The organism is Shigella sp. FJ200513, from assembly GCF_040495915.1.
In the GTDB taxonomy this organism is placed as follows: domain Bacteria; phylum Pseudomonadota; class Gammaproteobacteria; order Enterobacterales; family Enterobacteriaceae; genus ECMA0423.
In genome coordinates, this window is the sequence record NZ_JBDYCV010000003.1 from 42,290 (window position 1) to 60,425 (window position 18,136).

The following is an 18,136-nucleotide window of genomic DNA, read 5'->3' on the forward strand; positions in this document are numbered from 1 at the left end:
CTTTTTGCATGGTCCTGTAATGACCTTCGGTATATTGCAGGACATTTTTTAAACTTTTTGTTTTATTTTTTGTTTTTATTTTTTAAAGGATAATCAAATGTTTACAGACACTATTAATAAGTGTGCGGCTAATGCTGCGCGCATTGCACGCCTGTCGGCAAATAACCCGCTCGGCTTTTGGGTCAGCTCCGCCATGGCGGGCGCATATGTGGGTCTTGGGATCATCCTGATTTTCACGCTCGGTAATTTGCTCGACCCGTCCGTACGTCCGCTGGTGATGGGCGCGACCTTTGGTATCGCCTTAACGCTGGTGATTATCGCCGGTTCTGAACTGTTCACCGGACACACCATGTTCCTCACCTTTGGGGTAAAAGCGGGCAGCATCAGCCACGGGCAAATGTGGGCAATCCTGCCGCAAACCTGGCTGGGTAACCTGGTCGGTTCCGTCTTCGTTGCCATGCTCTATAGCTGGGGCGGCGGTAGCCTGCTGCCGGTAGATACCAGCATCGTTCACTCCGTCGCGCTGGCTAAAACCACTGCACCGGCAATGGTACTGTTCTTCAAAGGTGCATTGTGTAACTGGCTGGTTTGCCTGGCAATCTGGATGGCGCTGCGCACTGAAGGGGCGGCGAAATTTATCGCTATCTGGTGGTGTCTGCTGGCATTTATCGCGTCCGGCTACGAGCACTCTATCGCTAACATGACGCTGTTCGCGCTCTCCTGGTTCGGCAACCACAGCGAAGCCTACACGCTGGCGGGTATTGGTCATAACCTGCTGTGGGTGACGCTGGGTAATACTTTATCAGGTGCCGTATTCATGGGATTGGGTTATTGGTATGCTACGCCGAAAGCGAATCGTCCGGTTGCGGACAAATTTAATCAAACTGAAACAGCTGCCGGTTAATTACTAAGGGGTTTTTACGTGGATCATTTGCCTATATTTTGCCAATTACGCGATCGCGACTGTCTGATTGTCGGCGGTGGTGATGTCGCGGAACGCAAAGCAAGGTTGCTGTTAGACGCAGGCGCTCGCTTAACGGTGAATGCATTAGCGTTTATTCCACAGTTCACCGCATGGGCAGATGCAGGCATGTTAACCCTCGTCGAAGGGCCATTTGATGAAAGCCTTCTCGACACCTGCTGGCTGGCGATTGCAGCGACGGATGATGACACGCTTAACCAGCGCGTCAGCGAAGCCGCTGAAGCTCGTCGCATCTTCTGTAACGTAGTTGATGCGCCGAAAGCCGCCAGCTTTATTATGCCGTCGATTATTGACCGCTCACCGCTAATGGTAGCGGTCTCCTCTGGCGGCACCTCTCCGGTTCTGGCGCGCCTGTTGCGCGAAAAACTCGAATCACTGCTGCCGTTGCATCTGGGCCAGGTGGCGAAATATGCCGGGCAATTACGCGGGCGAGTGAAACAACAGTTCGCCACGATGAGTGAGCGTCGCCGTTTCTGGGAGAAATTGTTCGTTAACGACCGCCTGGCGCAGTCGCTGGCAAACAACGATCAGAAAGCCATTACTGAAACGACCGAACAGTTAATCAACGAACCGCTCGACCATCGCGGTGAAGTGGTGCTGGTTGGTGCAGGTCCGGGCGATGCCGGGCTGCTGACGCTGAAAGGACTGCAACAAATTCAGCAGGCAGATGTGGTGGTCTACGACCGTCTGGTTTCTGACGATATTATGAATCTGGTACGCCGCGATGCTGATCGCGTTTTCGTCGGCAAACGCGCGGGATACCACTGTGTACCGCAGGAAGAGATTAACCAGATCCTGCTGCGGGAAGCGCAAAAAGGCAAACGCGTGGTGCGGCTGAAAGGTGGCGATCCGTTTATTTTTGGCCGTGGTGGCGAAGAGCTGGAAACACTGTGCAACGCGGGTATTCCGTTCTCGGTGGTTCCGGGTATTACCGCAGCTTCTGGTTGCTCTGCCTATTCGGGTATTCCACTCACGCATCGCGATTATGCCCAGAGCGTACGCTTAATTACCGGACACTTAAAAACCGGTGGCGAGCTGGACTGGGAAAACCTGGCGGCAGAAAAACAGACGCTGGTGTTCTATATGGGGTTGAATCAGGCCGCGACTATTCAGCAAAAGCTGATTGAACACGGTATGCCTGGCGAAATGCCGGTGGCAATTGTCGAAAACGGAACGGCAGTCACGCAGCGCGTGATTGACGGTACGCTCACGCAACTCGGTGAACTTGCTCAGCAAATGAACAGTCCATCGCTAATTATTATTGGTCGGGTTGTTGGCCTGCGCGATAAACTGAACTGGTTCTCCAATCATTAATTTAACCCGGGCCAGAGAATTCTGGCCTTCTTAATGACTCTTTTTATATATTCAGCAAATAAAACATAACCCCTTAATAAATATTATCTGCTAATGGGTTATATTCACCGTTACAGCGATTTACAAAATTAAGTCATTCGCTCACTGACGCCAATTAAATATTCCTGTATCGTTCTTAACGAGCAGTCTGCTTATATTCATATAATCAATGAATATTAATTAATATATAATACATAGGGAATGTAAATGAACAAATTTATTAAAGTTGCACTGGTAGGTGCAGTACTGGCTACGTTAACTGCATGTACTGGTCATATTGAAAACCGTGATAAGAACTGCTCTTACGACTACCTGCTGCACCCGGCAATTTCTATTTCTAAAATCATTGGCGGTTGCGGTCCTACTGCACAGTAAGTCTCTGACAGAAATCGGCTAACACCGGTTTAATTGCCCGACGCCCTCTGGATTTTCCGAGGGCGTATTTGTTTCTATGTCCTTCTTGCCCCCGCCCGTAAAAATATTTTCACTTTAAATTCAATTTTATAACTACATCCATTAGCCACAGCGCGATCCTGTGCGAAATTTTGTGATCTTCCTCCACATCACATAACATAATATGTTGTTATATTCATCATGCATTGTCATGTTACCTTTTAAATGGCTGCAAACTCTCCCCTACAACGTATTGGACAAGAAAAAGGTATCGCTATGGGAAGCCAGGAACTCCAACGCAAGCTCGGATTTTGGGCCGTTCTTGCAATCGCCGTCGGGACAACCGTCGGCTCCGGTATTTTTGTATCTGTGGGTGAAGTGGCAAAAGCAGCGGGCACGCCGTGGCTTACGGTGCTCGCGTTTGTCATTGGCGGGTTAATTGTGATCCCGCAAATGTGCGTCTATGCGGAACTATCCACCGCTTATCCGGAAAATGGCGCAGATTATGTTTATCTGAAAAATGCCGGAAGCCGACCGCTGGCTTTCCTCTCCGGCTGGGCCAGCTTCTGGGCCAACGATGCGCCGTCATTGTCGATTATGGCGCTGGCGATTGTCAGCAATCTTGGCTTTTTAACGCCTATCGATCCGTTGCTCGGTAAATTTATCGCCGCCGGATTAATTATCGCCTTTATGTTGCTACACCTGCGCTCCGTTGAAGGCGGCGCAGCGTTTCAGACGCTAATTACCATCGCCAAAATTATCCCGTTCACTATCGTCATTGGCCTTGGGATCTTCTGGTTTAAAGCGGAGAATTTTGCCGCCCTTACCACCACTGCGATTGGCGCAACGGGCAGCTTTATGGCGCTGCTGGCGGGGATCTCTGCCACCAGTTGGTCGTATACCGGCATGGCCTCTATCTGTTATATGACCGGCGAAATTAAAAACCCCGGAAAAACCATGCCACGAGCGCTGATTGGTTCCTGTCTGCTGGTTCTGGTGCTCTACACCCTGCTGGCGCTGGTGATTTCCGGCCTGATGCCCTTCGACAAACTCGCCAATTCTGAAACGCCGATTTCCGACGCCCTGACCTAGATCCCCGCACTCGGCAGCACCGCTGGGCTCTTTGTTGCCATCACGGCGATGATCGTCATTCTTGGTTCGCTTTCCAGCTGCGTGATGTACCAGCCGCGGCTGGAATACGCGATGGCGAAAGACAACCTGTTCTTTAAATGCTTCGGCCATGCGCATCCGAAATACAACACGCCGGATGTCTCCATCATCCTGCAAGGGGCGCTGGGGATCTTCTTCATCTTCGTTTCCGATCTCACCAGCCTGCTGGGTTATTTCACCCTGGTGATGTGTTTCAAAAATACCCTCACCTTCGGCTCCATCATCTGGTGTCGTAAACGCGACGATTACAAACCGCTGTGGCGTACTCCGGCTTTCGGGCTGATGACCACCCTCGCCATTGCGTCAAGCCTCATTCTGGTCGCCTCAACCTTTGTCTGGGCACCGATTCCCGGCCTTATCTGCGCCGCCATCGTTATTGCTACTGGTCTGCCTGCTTACGCCTTCTGGGCGAAGCGTAGCCGCCAGCTCAACGCTTTGTCGTAATGTTATCTGAAGAAAATAAAATGTTGGATATTGATAAAAGCACCGTGGACTTTCTGGTCACCGAAAATATGGTTCAGGAAGTGGAAAAAGTTCTCAGCCATGACGTTCCGCTGGTGCACGCCATCGTGGAAGAGATGGTGAAGCGCGACATTGATCGTATTTATTTCGTTGCCTGCGGCTCGCCACTCAACGCGGCGCAAACGGCGAAACATCTGGCGGATCGCTTTTCCGATCTTCAGGTCTACGCCATTTCCGGCTGGGAGTTCTGCGATAACACCCCGTATCGCCTCGACGATCGTTGCGCGGTGATTGGCGTTTCTGACTACGGTAAAACGGAAGAGGTAATCAAAGCGCTGGAGCTGGGCCGGGCCTGCGGAGCACTCACTGCGGCGTTCACCAAACGCGCGGACAGCCCGATTACCTCGGCGGCGGAATTTAGCATTGATTATCAGGCCGACTGTATCTGGGAAATTCACCTGCTGCTCTGCTACAGCGTGGTGCTGGAGATGATCACCCGCCTCGCGCCGAACGCGGAAATCGGCAAGATCAAAAACGATCTCAAGCAGTTGCCGAATGCGCTCGGTCATCTGGTACGCACCTGGGAAGAAAAAGGCCGCCAGCTTGGTGAACTGGCCAGCCAGTGGCCGATGATTTATACCGTTGCTGCGGGTCCGCTGGGTTACAAAGAAGGCATTGTAACGCTGATGGAATTTACCTGGACGCACGGCTGCGTGATTGAGAGCGGAGAGTTCCGCCATGGCCCGCTGGAGATTGTCGAACCGGGCGTTCCGTTCCTGTTCCTGCTCGGCAATGATGAAAGTCGCCACACCACCGAACGCGCCATTAACTTTGTTAAACAGCGTACTGACAACGTGATCGTCATCGATTACGCCGAAATTTCGCAAGGGCTGCACCCGTGGCTGGCACCGTTCCTGATGTTCGTGCCAATGGAGTGGCTCTGCTACTACCTGTCTATTTACAAAGATCACAACCCGGATGAACGCCGCTATTACGGTGGTCTGGTGGAATATTAATCCCTCTCCCGGCCCGGCAACGGGCCGGATTTACGCAAGGAGTTACCCGATGAAAACAGGTATGTTTACCTGCGGCCACCAGCGGCTGCCTATTGAACACGCATTTCGTGATGCAAGCGAGCTGGGTTACGACGGCATCGAAATTTGGGGCGGTCGCCCGCACGCGTTCGCGCCGGACTTAAAAGCGGGCGGCATCAAACAAATCAAGGCGCTGGCGCAGACGTATCAGATGCCGATTATCGGTTACACGCCAGAAACCAACGGCTATCCGTATAACATGATGCTGGGCGATGAACATATGCGTCGTGAAAGCCTGGACATGATCAAGCTGGCGATAGATATGGCAAAAGAGATGAACGCGGGTTATACGCTGATTTCTGCGGCCCACGCGGGCTATCTCACGCCGCCTAACGTTATCTGGGGGCGGCTGGCAGAGAACTTAAGCGAACTGTGTGAGTACGCGGAAAACATCGGCATGGATCTGATCCTCGAACCGTTAACGCCGTATGAATCGAACGTCGTGTGTAATGCTAATGATGTGCTTCATGCGCTGGCGCTGGTGCCTTCGCCGCGCCTGTTCAGCATGGTCGACATTTGCGCGCCGTATGTCCAGGCGGAACCGGTGATGAGTTATTTCGACAAACTGGGCGATAAATTACGTCATCTGCATATTGTCGACAGCGACGGGGCCAGCGACACGCATTACATTCCTGGAGAAGGCAAAATGCCGCTGCGGGAACTGATGCGCGATATTATTGATCGGGGCTATGAGGGTTACTCTACGGTGGAGCTGGTGACGATGTATATGAACGAGCCCAGACTCTATGCCCGCCAGGCGCTGGAACGCTTTCGCGCGCTGCTGCCGGAGGATGAGAGATGAAAACCCTGGCGACAATCGGCGATAACTGCGTCGATATCTACCCGCAACTGAATAAAGCGTTTTCTGGCGGTAATGCGGTCAATGTGGCGGTGTACTGCACTCGCTACGGCATACAGCCGGGATGCATTACCTGGGTGGGTGACGATGACTACGGCACAAAGCTGAAGCAGGATCTCGCCCGCATGGGCGTCGATATCAGCCATGTCCATACGAAACACGGCGTTACCGCACAAACTCAGGTGGAACTGCACGACAATGATCGCGTTTTTGGCGACTACACCGAAGGCGTGATGGCCGACTTTGCCCTGAGTGAAGAGGATTACGCCTGGCTGGCGCAGTATGACATTGTGCACGCGGCAATCTGGGGACATGCGGAAGACGCATTCCCACAGCTGCACGCTGCGGGCAAACTTACCGCTTTCGACTTCTCCGACAAGTGGGACAGCCCGCTCTGGCAGACACTGGTGCCGCATCTCGATTTTGCCTTTGCCTCCGCACCGCAAGAAGACGAAGCGCTGCGTCTGAAGATGAAAGCGATTGTTGCCCGTGGCGCAGGAACAGTGATTGTCACGCTGGGTGAAAACGGCAGCATTGCCTGGGATGGCGCGCAGTTCTGGCGTCAGGCTCCTGAACCGGTGACGGTTATCGACACCATGGGTGCCGGAGATTCGTTCATTGCCGGATTCCTTTGCGGCTGGTCTGCGGGGATGACATTACCGCAGGCGATGGCGCAGGGAACGGCGTGCGCGGCGAAAACCATTCAGTACCACGGTGCCTGGTAGGTATAACGTTGGCGTGAGCATCTTCACGCCAACGTGCTGTTACTTGCCGGAAAACGACCCTATAATCCGAGTAATTCATTCTTTATTTCAGGGTCGATTATGTCAGCTACGGACCGCTACTCTCATCAACTCCTCTACGCTACCGTCCGCCAGCGGCTGCTGGATGATATCGCGCAGGGGGTTTACCAGGCCGGGCAACAGATCCCTACCGAAAACGAGCTTTGTACACAATATAACGTCAGCCGCATTACCATTCGCAAAGCCATCAGCGACTTAGTGGCAGACGGCGTACTGATCCGCTGGCAGGGAAAAGGCACCTTTGTACAAAGCCAGAAAGTTGAAAACGCCCTGCTTACTGTCAGTGGTTTTACCGATTTTGGCGTCTCACAAGGCAAGTCGACGAAAGAGAAAGTGATCGAACAGGAACGGGTCAGCGCCGCGCCGTTTTGCGAAAAGCTGAACATCCCCGGAAACAGCGAAGTGTTCCATCTCTGCCGGGTGATGTATCTCGATAAAGAGCCGCTGTTTATTGATAGTTCATGGATCCCGCTGTCGCGTTATCCTGACTTTGATGAGATTTACGTCGAAGGAAGCTCCACCTATCAGTTATTTCAGGAGCGTTTTGACACGCGAGTGGTCAGCGACAAAAAGACCATCGATATCTTTGCCGCCACCCGCCCGCAGGCAAAATGGCTGAAATGCGAACTGGGCGAACCGTTGTTTCGCATCAGCAAAATCGCCTTTGATCAGAATGACAAACCGGTGCACGTCTCCGAACTCTTCTGCCGCGCCAATCGCATCACCTTAACGATTGATAATAAAAGACATTAACCGTAGGCCGGATAAGATGCGCCAGCATCGCATCCGGCGATGCTGGCGCACTGAATTTTACATCCCGCACGTTCCCCTCACCCTAACCCTCTCCCCAAAGGGGCGAGGGGACCGTTCAGTGCGGAATTTAGCTTGATTGCCGAACGGTGCTATCCAGCATTAAATACTCGCAATACTCTCACGCAAAATCCGCAGCACCGTCTCTTCACCGCTGCGATTCGGGTTAATGCGAATCGCACAATGTTCGAGTTGTGGATTCGCCTGGCGAAACGTTCCTGAAAGTCGATAGAAGAGCGGCGGGATTTCATATTTCGACTCTGCACCGACCGGGTAAGGCAACGCGCCACGCTTTTGCGCTTCTTCCAGCACCCTGGCGGCAATCAGCTGATGAAACTCGACAATCAACACCTTCGACTGCGCATTGGCAATGACGGCGCTTTTCACTTCCGCCACCGCGCCGCCGTTAAGCAAAGCCAGCAACCGTTCGGATACTCCCGCCTGCACCGCATGCATCACTGGCGCGAACACCAGACCACGCAAGACTTCCAGCGCCTGTGAGCCCTGGATCTGGCTACCGCCGGAGTAAAGCGTGGCGCGAATCCGACTAATAACATCGGCATCGCCAACCACTGCACCAACGCCCTCCGGCCCAAACAGCTTGAAGCAGGAGAATGTCGAGACATTCGCGCCGCATTCACAGCCGATTCGCGCTACCTTCATCACCGCATAGTTATCATCGGTTAACGCTGGAACACCTGCCGCGCGCAACGTTGCCAGCACATCTGCCAGCACATAGCTGTCCTGCGGCTGCTGGCGCGTATGCTGCACCAGCGCGGCATCAGGTTGTTGCTCGTCGACGACCTGCTTCAGTGCCGACAGGTCATTGAAATCAGCAGTAATAAGCGTCAGCCCCATCTGCTCAATAATAACCCGTGTCGTCGGGTAAACAGGCGCGTCATGCACCAGAAGACGCTGCCCCGGTTTGAGCAAAGCCGCCAGCCCGGCGCGAATCGCGCCAGTCCCCGCGCCCTGCACCAGCGCCGCGGCCTGTGCGTGAAATGCATCAGCCAGCACCTGCTCCACCCGTTGGGTAATACGCGGTTGATTCAGACTTGGAGTTAACCCTAAATCACCGCCAGCAAGAAACTCGCTGCCTGGAAAATGGCGGCAAATAGTGTCCACCAGCGCAAACTGCTTTTGCTGCGCTTCAGCAAGAGTCAGGCTTTGCAAAGGAAACGTCTTCATAGGTGCCTTCCTTAAGCCGGAACGAACAGGCCAAGCCAGTAAAGAACATTCAGCAGAATACCGGTGATCATTACTGCCACGACCGGTGCCGCCATTTTCTGTACCGGACGGCCCAGGGATTCGTTGAGGAAGTAAATGGCAACCGCGATAGAGAATCCGGTATAACCCGCCATCTTAATTGCTGCGAAAATCGAACCGACCAGCAGCGCCACTTCCATCAGCATATTCATGGCGTTACGGATGTTATCCGACGCATTACGCACCGACGGGTAGCGTCCCAGCCATTTGCCGATCGAACGAAGCAGCAAGACTTCCGCCGAAATAACCACTGCGCCTAATACCGCTGCAACCATCGGATTCGGCGAGAGATAGCCCACCGCATAAACAAAGGTAAAGCCCGCAACTGCATACACACCCGTTGCTAAGGCGGTGGTGGCAATCAACGGCACAAACCCCAGTCCGCGCATAAATTCTGCCAGAGCCGCCTGATTAATCAGCGTTTGCGATTGTTCCGGCGTCACGCCTGCGGAATACGCTTTCTCCAGTGTGAAGATCGAAACTTCGCTACCAGCAAAAATCTTCATACTGGCAACGGCGGCAATCAATGCTCCCACGATGGCGATATAAGGTAAGTTTTTGATAATCCGCGACGTGCGCTCTTCAAACACCGAAAGCCCGCTGGCATCGATGTCATTTTCATCACGATGACGCAGGTCGTGAGTTATCGCGATCCCCAGCAGCATCACCATGCCAATAAAGATTTCGATGGATTCAGGGTTAAGATGTGGGAAATAGCGCACGACTACCACACGGGTCATCAGAACAACCACGGCGGCGACCAGACTTTGCTTCCAGCCAAACTGGTAGAAAATCGCCACCAGCGGGAACAGTGCAAAAGCAGAAACCACCGGCGAGCTTAATTCCCCGAGGCTACCTAATACATCCACCGGCAGCGCGGTCAGCAGCTGGTTAACTGGCAACAGGCAAGTAAGGATCAACACGCCCCAGATAGCGCCAAGACCAAACGCCATCAGGCTGTTTATCGCCAGTACGCCGAGGATATCGGTAGGAAGAAAGAGTAACCATGCGTTGAGCAGCCCGGTTTTCAGGGTAAAAGAGATCCCCACCGAGGCCACAAAACCAATGCTCAGACCAAAAGCGATACTCCCCGCCTCGCGACGGTTCATATAGCCTTCAATCAGTTGCGGCAGGATCGGGTGGATGCCGTCATGAAAAACAGCCGCCGAGCGATGCTCCAGAAGCGATGTCATACCCGTCAGGCACGCCACCACGATAATCTGAATATACAGATCCATAGTCGTGCCTTTTATTTCAGATGGTTAATCAACATCGGAATCGCGTGTTCGACGTGCTCAACGGAAAGGCCAAACGCCACTTTCCCTTCAGCGATCATTTTGGCGATATGCTCGTCTTTCGCTTTAATGCCTGGTTTGGCAATGGTGCAACTTTTGTTATAGCCAATCACCGCGATGGCAATCGACAATGCCGCGCCCGCACCGGTATTACACGCGCCAATGTAATAATCTAGTTGCCCGGATTTCACCTTCATTGCCGCTTCCATGTCGTTGTGAATGAAAACTTCAAAACAGCCAGGAGCCGTCGCTTCAATGGTTTTTTTAATCTGCTCACGCTGTAAGCCTGCAACGCCAATCTTTTTCATGAGTCTGTCCTTATTGGAAAAATTGAGAGGGATTTTCACGTAACATCACATCCACATCGGCCTGACTGAATCCTGACTGGCGCAATTGCGGAATAAAGGTGGTCAATAAATAGTCATAGCCATAACCACCATTGGCTTTTAAATGGGAGCGGCGCGTAATATCCATCGACAGCATGACGCGGTTCAGCAACCCACGGTCACGTAGCGCGTGGAGCATCGCAATGCGCTTTTCGTCCGGGTAGTAACTGTTCTTACCAATGGTGTCGAACTGCACGTACGCGCCGAGATCGATCATCTTCAAAATGTTGTCGAGGTTGTCTTTCAGATCGCAGTGACCAACGGTGACGCGCGAAAGATCAACTCCGTGGGCTTGCAACAGAGCCAGTTGTTCCAGCCCCATGGTGCTGAACGACGTATGCGTGGAGATCGGGCGTCCGGTCTGGTTATGCGCCAGCGCAGCGGCAATAAATACCTTCTCTTCCAGCGGCGTAATCTTTCCTTCGCTGGAGCCGATCTCCGCGATGATCCCGGCTTTCAGCTCCGTGCCATCGATACCCTGTTCAATTTCATCGACCATCTCCTGCGCCAGTTCCTGCACGCTGCGGGTCACCACATGTTCCGGGAAAAACGCATCCTGGTAATAACCAGTACAGGCCACCACGTTGATCCCGGTTTCGCGCATTACATCGAGCATAAATTGCGCATTGCGCCCCATGTAACGGTTGGTCATCTCAATCACATTACGTACACCCCGGGTCATCAGGTCGTTCATCTCCTGGCAAATGAACGCATACTGATCAAGGCGGCAGTCCACGTTGTTTTTAAAGCCGGAGAGATCAATATGCAGATGCTCATGGGCCAGGGTGTAACCCGTCGGATCAAAACTCATAGGGTGTCTCCTGCAAACCGGAGGGAGGAAAGAAAAGAGCGACCATTTTGTGGCGGTGGCGCACGGAAAAATTCACACACGGTAGCTCCCACATCAGAAAGCGTGGTGCGCACACCGAGCTGCGTGGCGACCAGCCCTTGCTGATAAACCAGCACTGGCACCACTTCACGGGTATGGTGGCTGTGACCAATGGTCGGATCGTTACCGTGATCCGCCATCACGACCAGGCAATCATCTGGCTGCATCGCCTCAACAAGCCGGGCAAGGTTACGGTCAACGACCTGCAAACGTTCGGCATAACGTGCGACGTCTTCTGCATGACCAGCGAGGTCGGTTTCCTGGATATTGATGCAAATAAACGCCGTCGGATGGGTGTTAAATTCGTCGAGGGTGATATCCATAATCCGCTGGCTATCCACCAGGTTTTGCCAGCTCACACCATAAGGATTGCTGACGATATCTGCCACCTTACCCACCAGCACGGTTGGCACGCCCGCTTCATACAGTTTTTGCGGCACCTGCACTTTTTCATCAACACCGTAGCCCATATGCACGACCTGGAAGCCGTTGTCATAAGCGCCAGAACGCGGCGCATTAATACCAATAAAGCGCCCTTCTTTGCTTTCTGCGGCATCGAGAATACGCTGACTGTTGGTTAACAGGCCGCCAAATGTAATGACCCGACCGACCTGTACCTGGTCACGCACGATACGACCAATTTTGATTGCGTCGTCAAAAGAGATCACAGAGAGATTGGCGGTAATGTTATAGACTTGGCCTAAATCCGCCTCGAGATTATCGCCAATCGCAACCGCCTGATTGACCGACAGAAATTGCAGATCATCGCCACGGCGCTCCACCTGCCAGCCAGCGGAAACTAATGCCTGCTCAACACGGTCAATCACATCGCGAAAAGGCATCCGCAGCGGCGGTAACGGGCGCGTGCCTAAAATTTCCTGATGCCCCATAAAGGTATCGCCACCTTCATGTTGCAGCTCTGCCACGCCCCAGGTTGCGGAATCTGACGGCTGCATATCGCCTGGCGCATAACCCAATGTGTTGATTAGCCCCAGCTTCTCCAGCGTTGGTAGCTGCAAATGCGGCAACTGGCTCAGGATGTGACCACAGGTATTCGCCCCGGCATCTTGCGGGCGCACCAGCGTGACATCTTTCATTGCCCCTACGCCAAAGCTATCAATCACTAACACCACAAATCGCGCCATTTATGCCTCCAGAGGGTTGCCGAGGCTGTCATAACGACCAACTATTTCTGGTTCGCCGCGCTGAATACCGGACACCAGCACCACATCGCTACGGGTGACAAAAATCTGCGTGCGAAAACAGAGCACCACTGCACTGCTCACCGGATACTCGCCTGCCAGCGGCAGGGTGTAGTCGATACTGCTGTCATCCACAGTTTTGAGATTGGTTTCAGTAATCTTTTGATTTTCTGGCGTAAACACCAGCGCATGTTGCGCATGACCACGACGGTAGTAACCGCCGCCGTAGCAGTAGCTGTCGCCACGGAAATGATGGGAGATTTCACTTAACCAGAGCATCGCGATACGTTCAGGCTGATCGCCCTGCTGGTTTGCCGGAATAGTACCGGTCAGCGCATGACCGGGTTCGGCATGAGTCGCACCGTATTCCGCCAGCAATGGCAGCGAAGTGCAGCTGGTCGCTGAAGGTACGTTCAGTTGCTCAATCGCAATACCAGATTTCGCCAGTTGATCCCGTGCTTGTACCAGCGTGTGAAGATTCGGTGTTGGCAAAACTTTCCCAGCAGCCTCATCCCAAAGCAGGCAAGGGAAATGGGTTAGTCCGGCTAAATGCAGCCCCGGCAGTTTCTTAATTTCAGCAATCACCTCGTGCAGCGAATGCTGTACAAAACCGCTCTCCTGCCCCGGATAAAGAAAATCATCGTCGCTATAAACTTTGAGCAGCACAGGCTGGACCCGTCCGGCCTTAACCGCTGCCGCAGAAACTTCCCGCGCTTTGTCGAGAGTAAACACGGTGATGATGTCGGTGCCCTGTTCAACGGCGTCAGCAACCTGATGACAAGGGATTTGTACCAGATGCCCCTGATGCGCCACTGGCAAACCAGCGCGGCGCATGACTCGCGCCTCTTTGTAATCCACCGCCACAATGCCGCTGTAGCCTAATGCCAGCAATTTTTCCGCCAGCCACGGATTACGACCAAATTGCTTGGTCATCAGATACAGTTCAATGCCGTAAAGCCGCGCCGTCTCAATGAGCCGCTTACCGTTTTCCAGTATCTGATCCACGTCGATCACCCAGCTGTCCGGGGCGATTTTGCCCTGCTGCCACAAACTTAGTGCGGCGGAAATCAGCGCCGGGTTCTGGCGTTTCAATGCTTCTACAAACATCTTGTTGCCTCGTTTCTGTTCCTTGAATTAAATATTCATTTTTTTGAATATTTAGGTTGTGCGACGTGGATTTGTCGGGAGCTTCAAACCTCTTCGTTAGCAGCCATCCATAATCCATAAAGATTGGCCAGAAAATAGCCTTCTTCACACGGGTTAACTTCCAGAGCGAATTCCTTCAACAACTCCTGATGCAATTGCACAACGGCTTGCCAGTGGCTGGATTGCGCCAGTTCCGCCAGCAACTCGTTATCCAGCGGCTCTATTTCTTCACCACGGCGACTGCGCATCAGTGCACTCGCCATATGTGTCATCGCCATCGTTCCTTGCTCACTGCGCACCGGCAGATGGCACTCTTTTTCCAGTACGTTGACGACCTGCATCATGCCTTTGCAGACGTCCTTATCAATAACGCCTGCCTCGCAAAGCAGGTTGAGTCTGGTTTCCATATCAGATGCCTTTCGTTTAATAACTGGGTTCCTGTTCCCCACTCACCACCCGTTGTTGATGGGCAAGCAGGGCGTGTTTATCTACAACAGCACGCAGCAATTGTTGCATTGGGTAATCATCGACTCGCGTCAGGACCACGGCTTCGGTGGCCTGTAAAAATCGCGGATCGTCTGTTAGCGGCGTCGCCTCTAATCCCAGCATGGTCAGTTCGTTTTCCGCCACCACGTTCCAGATCACCGCATCGACATCGCCTTTAACAATGCGTTGTAAACTCTCGTGATAAGAGAGATCGACTCGTTCCACATCACTATCGCCAAAAAAGACATCGGTCATGATTTTCTGATCCGCCGAACGACTATCGAGACCTACTCGCTTAACATTTCCAGACTCACCTTTGCGGCATATCAGTTGATGTTCACCAACATACGTATGCGGGCCAAGCTCGAGGGCGATGCACAAATTGTTTTGGCTGAGATAACTTTCCGCCGCCAGGCGGGAAACTACTGCCATGTCATAGACACCGTTAAGTAAACACTCCACGCGAATATCCGCGCCGCGCATATGCGCATAGTAAAAAGGAATGCCATCAAACTGGGCTTTCAATCCGCTCGCTAAACCTTCGTACAAGCGGGTATAGGGCAAAGGCATCGCACATACCACGTTGTTGATATCCACATGACTCAGCAATGCTTTGTTATCCATCTCGACAAGATAACTGCCATTGCGCCCACGGCGTTCAATCCGTATCGCTCCGCTTGATTCCAGCGTTTTCAACGCGGCCTGCGTCAGGCCAACCGATGAACGGCATTCAGTTGCCAGCTCATCTATGGTTTTCAGTCGATTACCGCATTTTTCACCCAACAAATAACGGGCCAGTGTCGTGATGACGACGCCTTCTTTTTTGATAAACGTTCGACGCATAATATATTTTCAATAAAATGAATATTTATATCTTCATTAAAATGAAGATAAGTGGCGACGACGAGATGTGGAAACGGCGAGGCGCTTCACATTTTTTCGGGTTGTTGCGAAAAGAGGATAAAAAAACCGGGTTTCCCCGGTTTCAGAGTGATGACGAAGTGATTTATTCGACAATGCGAGCAAAGGGTAATTCCCACTGGCGCTTGCCTGCTCCCCTCACCCTAACCCTCTCCCCAAAGGGGCGAGGGGACCGTCCGAGCGTTTTGATATTACGGCTTCGCCACAAAACCAATCGCTTCGTACACCGCTTTCAGCGTACGGGAAGCGTGTACACTGGCTTTTTCTGCGCCGTCTTTCATCACCTGTTGCAGGAAGGCTTCATCGTTGCGGAAACGGTGATAGCGTTCCTGCAATTCAGTCAGCATACCGGAAACGGCATCAGCCACTTCACCTTTCAGATGACCATACATCTTGCCTTCGAACTGTTTTTCCAGTTCTGGGATGCTCTGGCCCGTTACCGCAGAAAGGATATCCAGCAGGTTGGAAACGCCCGCTTTGTTCTGCACATCGTAGCGAACTACCGGCGGCTCGTCGGAGTCAGTGACCGCGCGTTTGATTTTCTTCACTACCGATTTCGGATCTTCCAGCAGGCCGATAACGTTATTGCGGTTATCGTCAGACTTGGACATCTTCTTGGTCGGCTCCAGCAGCGACATTACGCGCGCGCCAGATTTCGGAATAAACGGCTCCGGCACCTTAAAGATCTCGCCATACAGCGCGTTGAAACGCTGGGCGATATCGCGACTCAGTTCCAGGTGCTGTTTCTGGTCTTCACCCACCGGTACCAGATTAGTTTGATACAGCAGGATGTCCGCAGCCATCAGCACCGGATAGCCAAACAGACCAGCGTTGATGTTCTCGGCATAACGCGCAGATTTATCTTTAAACTGCGTCATGCGACTCAGTTCGCCGAAGTAGGTATAGCAGTTCAGTGCCCAGCCTAACTGCGCATGTTCTGGTACGTGGGACTGAACAAAAATGGTGCTTTTCTCAGGATCGATACCACAAGCCAGATACAAGGCCAGCGTATCCAACGTCGCTTTACGCAGCTTCTGTGCATCCTGGCGCACGGTGATCGCGTGTTGGTCAACGATACAGTAAATGCAATGGTAGTCATCCTGCATGTTTACCCACTGACGCAGCGCACCCATGTAGTTACCAATGGTCAATTCACCTGAGGGCTGTGCGCCACTAAAAACGATGGGCTTAGTCATTTTTCGATTCCTGATTTTCGCTATGCGGAAGCCCTAATGCGGGCAGAAGGTCATTTATAGACTGATAAATTACATCAGGCTGGCTGAGATCGATAGCCTCGCCGTAGTTGTATCCGTAGGTTAAGCCAACTGATGGGCAACCTGCCGCTTTTGCCGCCTGAATATCATTCCGTGAGTCGCCGACAAACAGCATCTGTTGTGGGGCAATTCCCATCCGCTCAGCCACCAGTAACAGCGGGTCCGGATGCGGTTTTTTGTTTTGCACATCATCGCCGCCGATAACCACGCTAAAGTATTTGGCAATATCTAAGGCTTCGAGCAGCGGCGCGACGAACGGCGTCGGTTTGTTGGTGACCAAGCCTAGCGGCAGGCCTTTAGCCTGCAACGCGCCCAACGTATCGGCAACGTGCGGGAACAAAAACGTCCCCTCTTCGGCAACCTCGCCATAGTAGCGATCGAACAGTTTACGCAGAATACGTACCTGTTCTTCTGCCGGAATGTCGTCATCAACGGGCGGTTTCCCCATTGTTTTACGCAGAGTCGCACGTTCCTGACGCGCCCAGGTCAATGCGCGCTCCATCAGAACATCTGCGCCGTTACCAATCCAGGTAATAACGCGTTCTTCACCTGCGACGGGCAACTCCAGCGCATACAGCGCCATATCTACCGCAGCAGCAAGACCAGGAGCACTGTCGACCAGCGTACCATCAAGATCAAAAGCGACGCCGCGAATATCTTCAAACTTATTCATGACTTACCTTTGCCAGTTCACTGCGCATTTCATCAATGACTTTTTTATAGTCTGGCTGGTCGAAGATTGCCGAACCGGCGACGAACATATCCGCGCCCGCCGCAGCGATTTCGCCAATGTTGTTCACCTTCACGCCACCGTCCACTTCCAGACGAATGTCAAAGCCAGACTCGTCGATACGGCGACGTACTTCGCGCAGTTTATCCAGTGTTTGAGGAATGAAAGACTGACCGCCGAAACCAGGGTTGACGGACATCAGCAGGATCACATCCAGCTTATCCATCACGTAATCCAGATAGCTCAGAGGTGTCGCCGGGTTAAATACCAGACCCGCTTTACAGCCATTTTCTTTAATCAGTTGCAGCGTGCGGTCAACATGCTCGGAGGCTTCTGGATGAAAGGTAATGATGCTGGCACCAGCGGCAGCGAAATCAGGCACAATGCGATCGACGGGTTTCACCATCAGATGTACGTCGATAGGGGCGGTAATGCCGTAGTTACGCAAGGATTTCAGCACCATTGGCCCAATCGTCAGATTGGGAACATAGTGGTTATCCATGACGTCAAAATGCACGACATCAGCGCCAGCTGCCAGGGCTTTTGCGGTATCTTCACCCAGGCGGGCAAAATCAGCCGACAGAATTGAGGGGGCAATCAAATACTGTTTCATCC

General features: G+C 52.7%; 18 protein-coding genes and 1 pseudogene. 8 read left to right on the top strand and 11 right to left on the bottom strand.

The annotated features are described in order from the left end of the window. Positions 1–97: 97 nt before the first annotated feature. From nirC to frlR, 8 genes and pseudogenes are all read left to right on the top strand, one after another. Positions 98–904: a nitrite transporter NirC gene (gene nirC / locus ABZJ92_RS01500; protein WP_000493556.1), complete on the top strand. Its 807-nt coding sequence runs from the start codon at positions 98–100 to the stop codon at positions 902–904. 18 nt (positions 905–922) lie between these two features. After that, a complete protein-coding gene (gene cysG, locus ABZJ92_RS01505) occupies positions 923–2,296 on the top strand; it encodes a siroheme synthase CysG (RefSeq protein ID WP_000349881.1) in 1,374 nt (457 codons plus the stop codon). Between the two features lie 246 nt (positions 2,297–2,542). Then, positions 2,543–2,710, top strand: a complete 168-nt coding sequence (locus ABZJ92_RS01510) for a YhfL family protein (protein ID WP_001031834.1) — start codon at positions 2,543–2,545, stop codon at positions 2,708–2,710. A gap of 294 nt (positions 2,711–3,004) precedes the next feature. Beyond that, positions 3,005–4,342, top strand: a pseudogene (frlA, locus tag ABZJ92_RS01515) (fructoselysine/psicoselysine transporter). A gap of 20 nt (positions 4,343–4,362) precedes the next feature. After that, positions 4,363–5,376: a fructoselysine 6-phosphate deglycase gene (gene frlB, locus ABZJ92_RS01520; protein WP_025745374.1), complete on the top strand. Its 1,014-nt coding sequence runs from the start codon at positions 4,363–4,365 to the stop codon at positions 5,374–5,376. A 49-nt stretch (positions 5,377–5,425) separates the two neighbouring features. Further along, positions 5,426–6,256, top strand: coding sequence for a fructoselysine 3-epimerase (gene frlC / locus ABZJ92_RS01525; RefSeq protein ID WP_000847821.1), 831 nt, complete (start codon positions 5,426–5,428; stop codon positions 6,254–6,256). After that, a complete protein-coding gene (gene frlD, locus ABZJ92_RS01530; RefSeq protein WP_000853346.1) occupies positions 6,253–7,038 on the top strand; it encodes a fructoselysine 6-kinase in 786 nt (261 codons plus the stop codon). The genes frlC and frlD overlap by 4 nt, the downstream gene beginning before the upstream one ends. 99 nt (positions 7,039–7,137) lie before the next feature. Then, positions 7,138–7,869 carry a DNA-binding transcriptional regulator FrlR gene (gene frlR, locus ABZJ92_RS01535; protein WP_005052755.1) on the top strand — a complete coding sequence of 244 codons (732 nt, stop codon included), beginning with the start codon at positions 7,138–7,140 and terminating at the stop codon, positions 7,867–7,869. A 159-nt stretch (positions 7,870–8,028) separates the two neighbouring features. Here frlR and ABZJ92_RS01540 read toward each other — a convergent pair whose 3' ends face one another. From ABZJ92_RS01540 to rpe, 11 genes are all read right to left on the bottom strand, one after another. Next, positions 8,029–9,114, bottom strand: a complete 1,086-nt coding sequence (locus ABZJ92_RS01540) for an aminotransferase class I/II-fold pyridoxal phosphate-dependent enzyme (RefSeq protein WP_000847164.1) — start codon at positions 9,112–9,114, stop codon at positions 8,029–8,031. A gap of 11 nt (positions 9,115–9,125) precedes the next feature. Next, on the bottom strand, positions 9,126–10,430 hold the full coding sequence (locus tag ABZJ92_RS01545; protein ID WP_000366887.1) for a YhfT family protein: 1,305 nt from the start codon (positions 10,428–10,430) through the stop codon (positions 9,126–9,128). Between the two features lie 11 nt (positions 10,431–10,441). After that, positions 10,442–10,795 carry a DUF2620 domain-containing protein gene (locus ABZJ92_RS01550; protein WP_000719728.1) on the bottom strand — a complete coding sequence of 118 codons (354 nt, stop codon included), beginning with the start codon at positions 10,793–10,795 and terminating at the stop codon, positions 10,442–10,444. Between the two features lie 10 nt (positions 10,796–10,805). After that, on the bottom strand, positions 10,806–11,684 hold the full coding sequence (locus tag ABZJ92_RS01555) for a phosphotriesterase-related protein (protein ID WP_000007018.1): 879 nt from the start codon (positions 11,682–11,684) through the stop codon (positions 10,806–10,808). Next, a complete protein-coding gene (locus tag ABZJ92_RS01560; protein WP_000090630.1) occupies positions 11,681–12,907 on the bottom strand; it encodes a phosphopentomutase in 1,227 nt (408 codons plus the stop codon). The genes ABZJ92_RS01555 and ABZJ92_RS01560 overlap by 4 nt, the downstream gene beginning before the upstream one ends. Then, positions 12,908–14,071, bottom strand: coding sequence for a YhfX family PLP-dependent enzyme (locus ABZJ92_RS01565; protein ID WP_000497332.1), 1,164 nt, complete (start codon positions 14,069–14,071; stop codon positions 12,908–12,910). Between the two features lie 83 nt (positions 14,072–14,154). Continuing rightward, positions 14,155–14,517 carry a hypothetical protein gene (locus ABZJ92_RS01570; RefSeq protein ID WP_005052744.1) on the bottom strand — a complete coding sequence of 121 codons (363 nt, stop codon included), beginning with the start codon at positions 14,515–14,517 and terminating at the stop codon, positions 14,155–14,157. 16 nt (positions 14,518–14,533) lie between these two features. After that, positions 14,534–15,439 (bottom strand): GntR family transcriptional regulator YhfZ, encoded by a 906-nt coding sequence (gene yhfZ / locus ABZJ92_RS01575; protein WP_001254807.1) that lies wholly within the window; start codon positions 15,437–15,439, stop codon positions 14,534–14,536. A gap of 269 nt (positions 15,440–15,708) precedes the next feature. Continuing rightward, positions 15,709–16,713, bottom strand: coding sequence for a tryptophan--tRNA ligase (gene trpS / locus ABZJ92_RS01580; RefSeq protein ID WP_000165556.1), 1,005 nt, complete (start codon positions 16,711–16,713; stop codon positions 15,709–15,711). Continuing rightward, entirely contained in the window at positions 16,706–17,464 is a 759-nt protein-coding gene (gph, locus tag ABZJ92_RS01585) for a phosphoglycolate phosphatase (protein WP_001031720.1), read from the bottom strand. The genes trpS and gph overlap by 8 nt, the downstream gene beginning before the upstream one ends. Beyond that, positions 17,457–18,134, bottom strand: coding sequence for a ribulose-phosphate 3-epimerase (rpe, locus tag ABZJ92_RS01590; RefSeq protein WP_000816280.1), 678 nt, complete (start codon positions 18,132–18,134; stop codon positions 17,457–17,459). The genes gph and rpe overlap by 8 nt, the downstream gene beginning before the upstream one ends. Between the last annotated feature and the right edge of the window lie 2 nt (positions 18,135–18,136).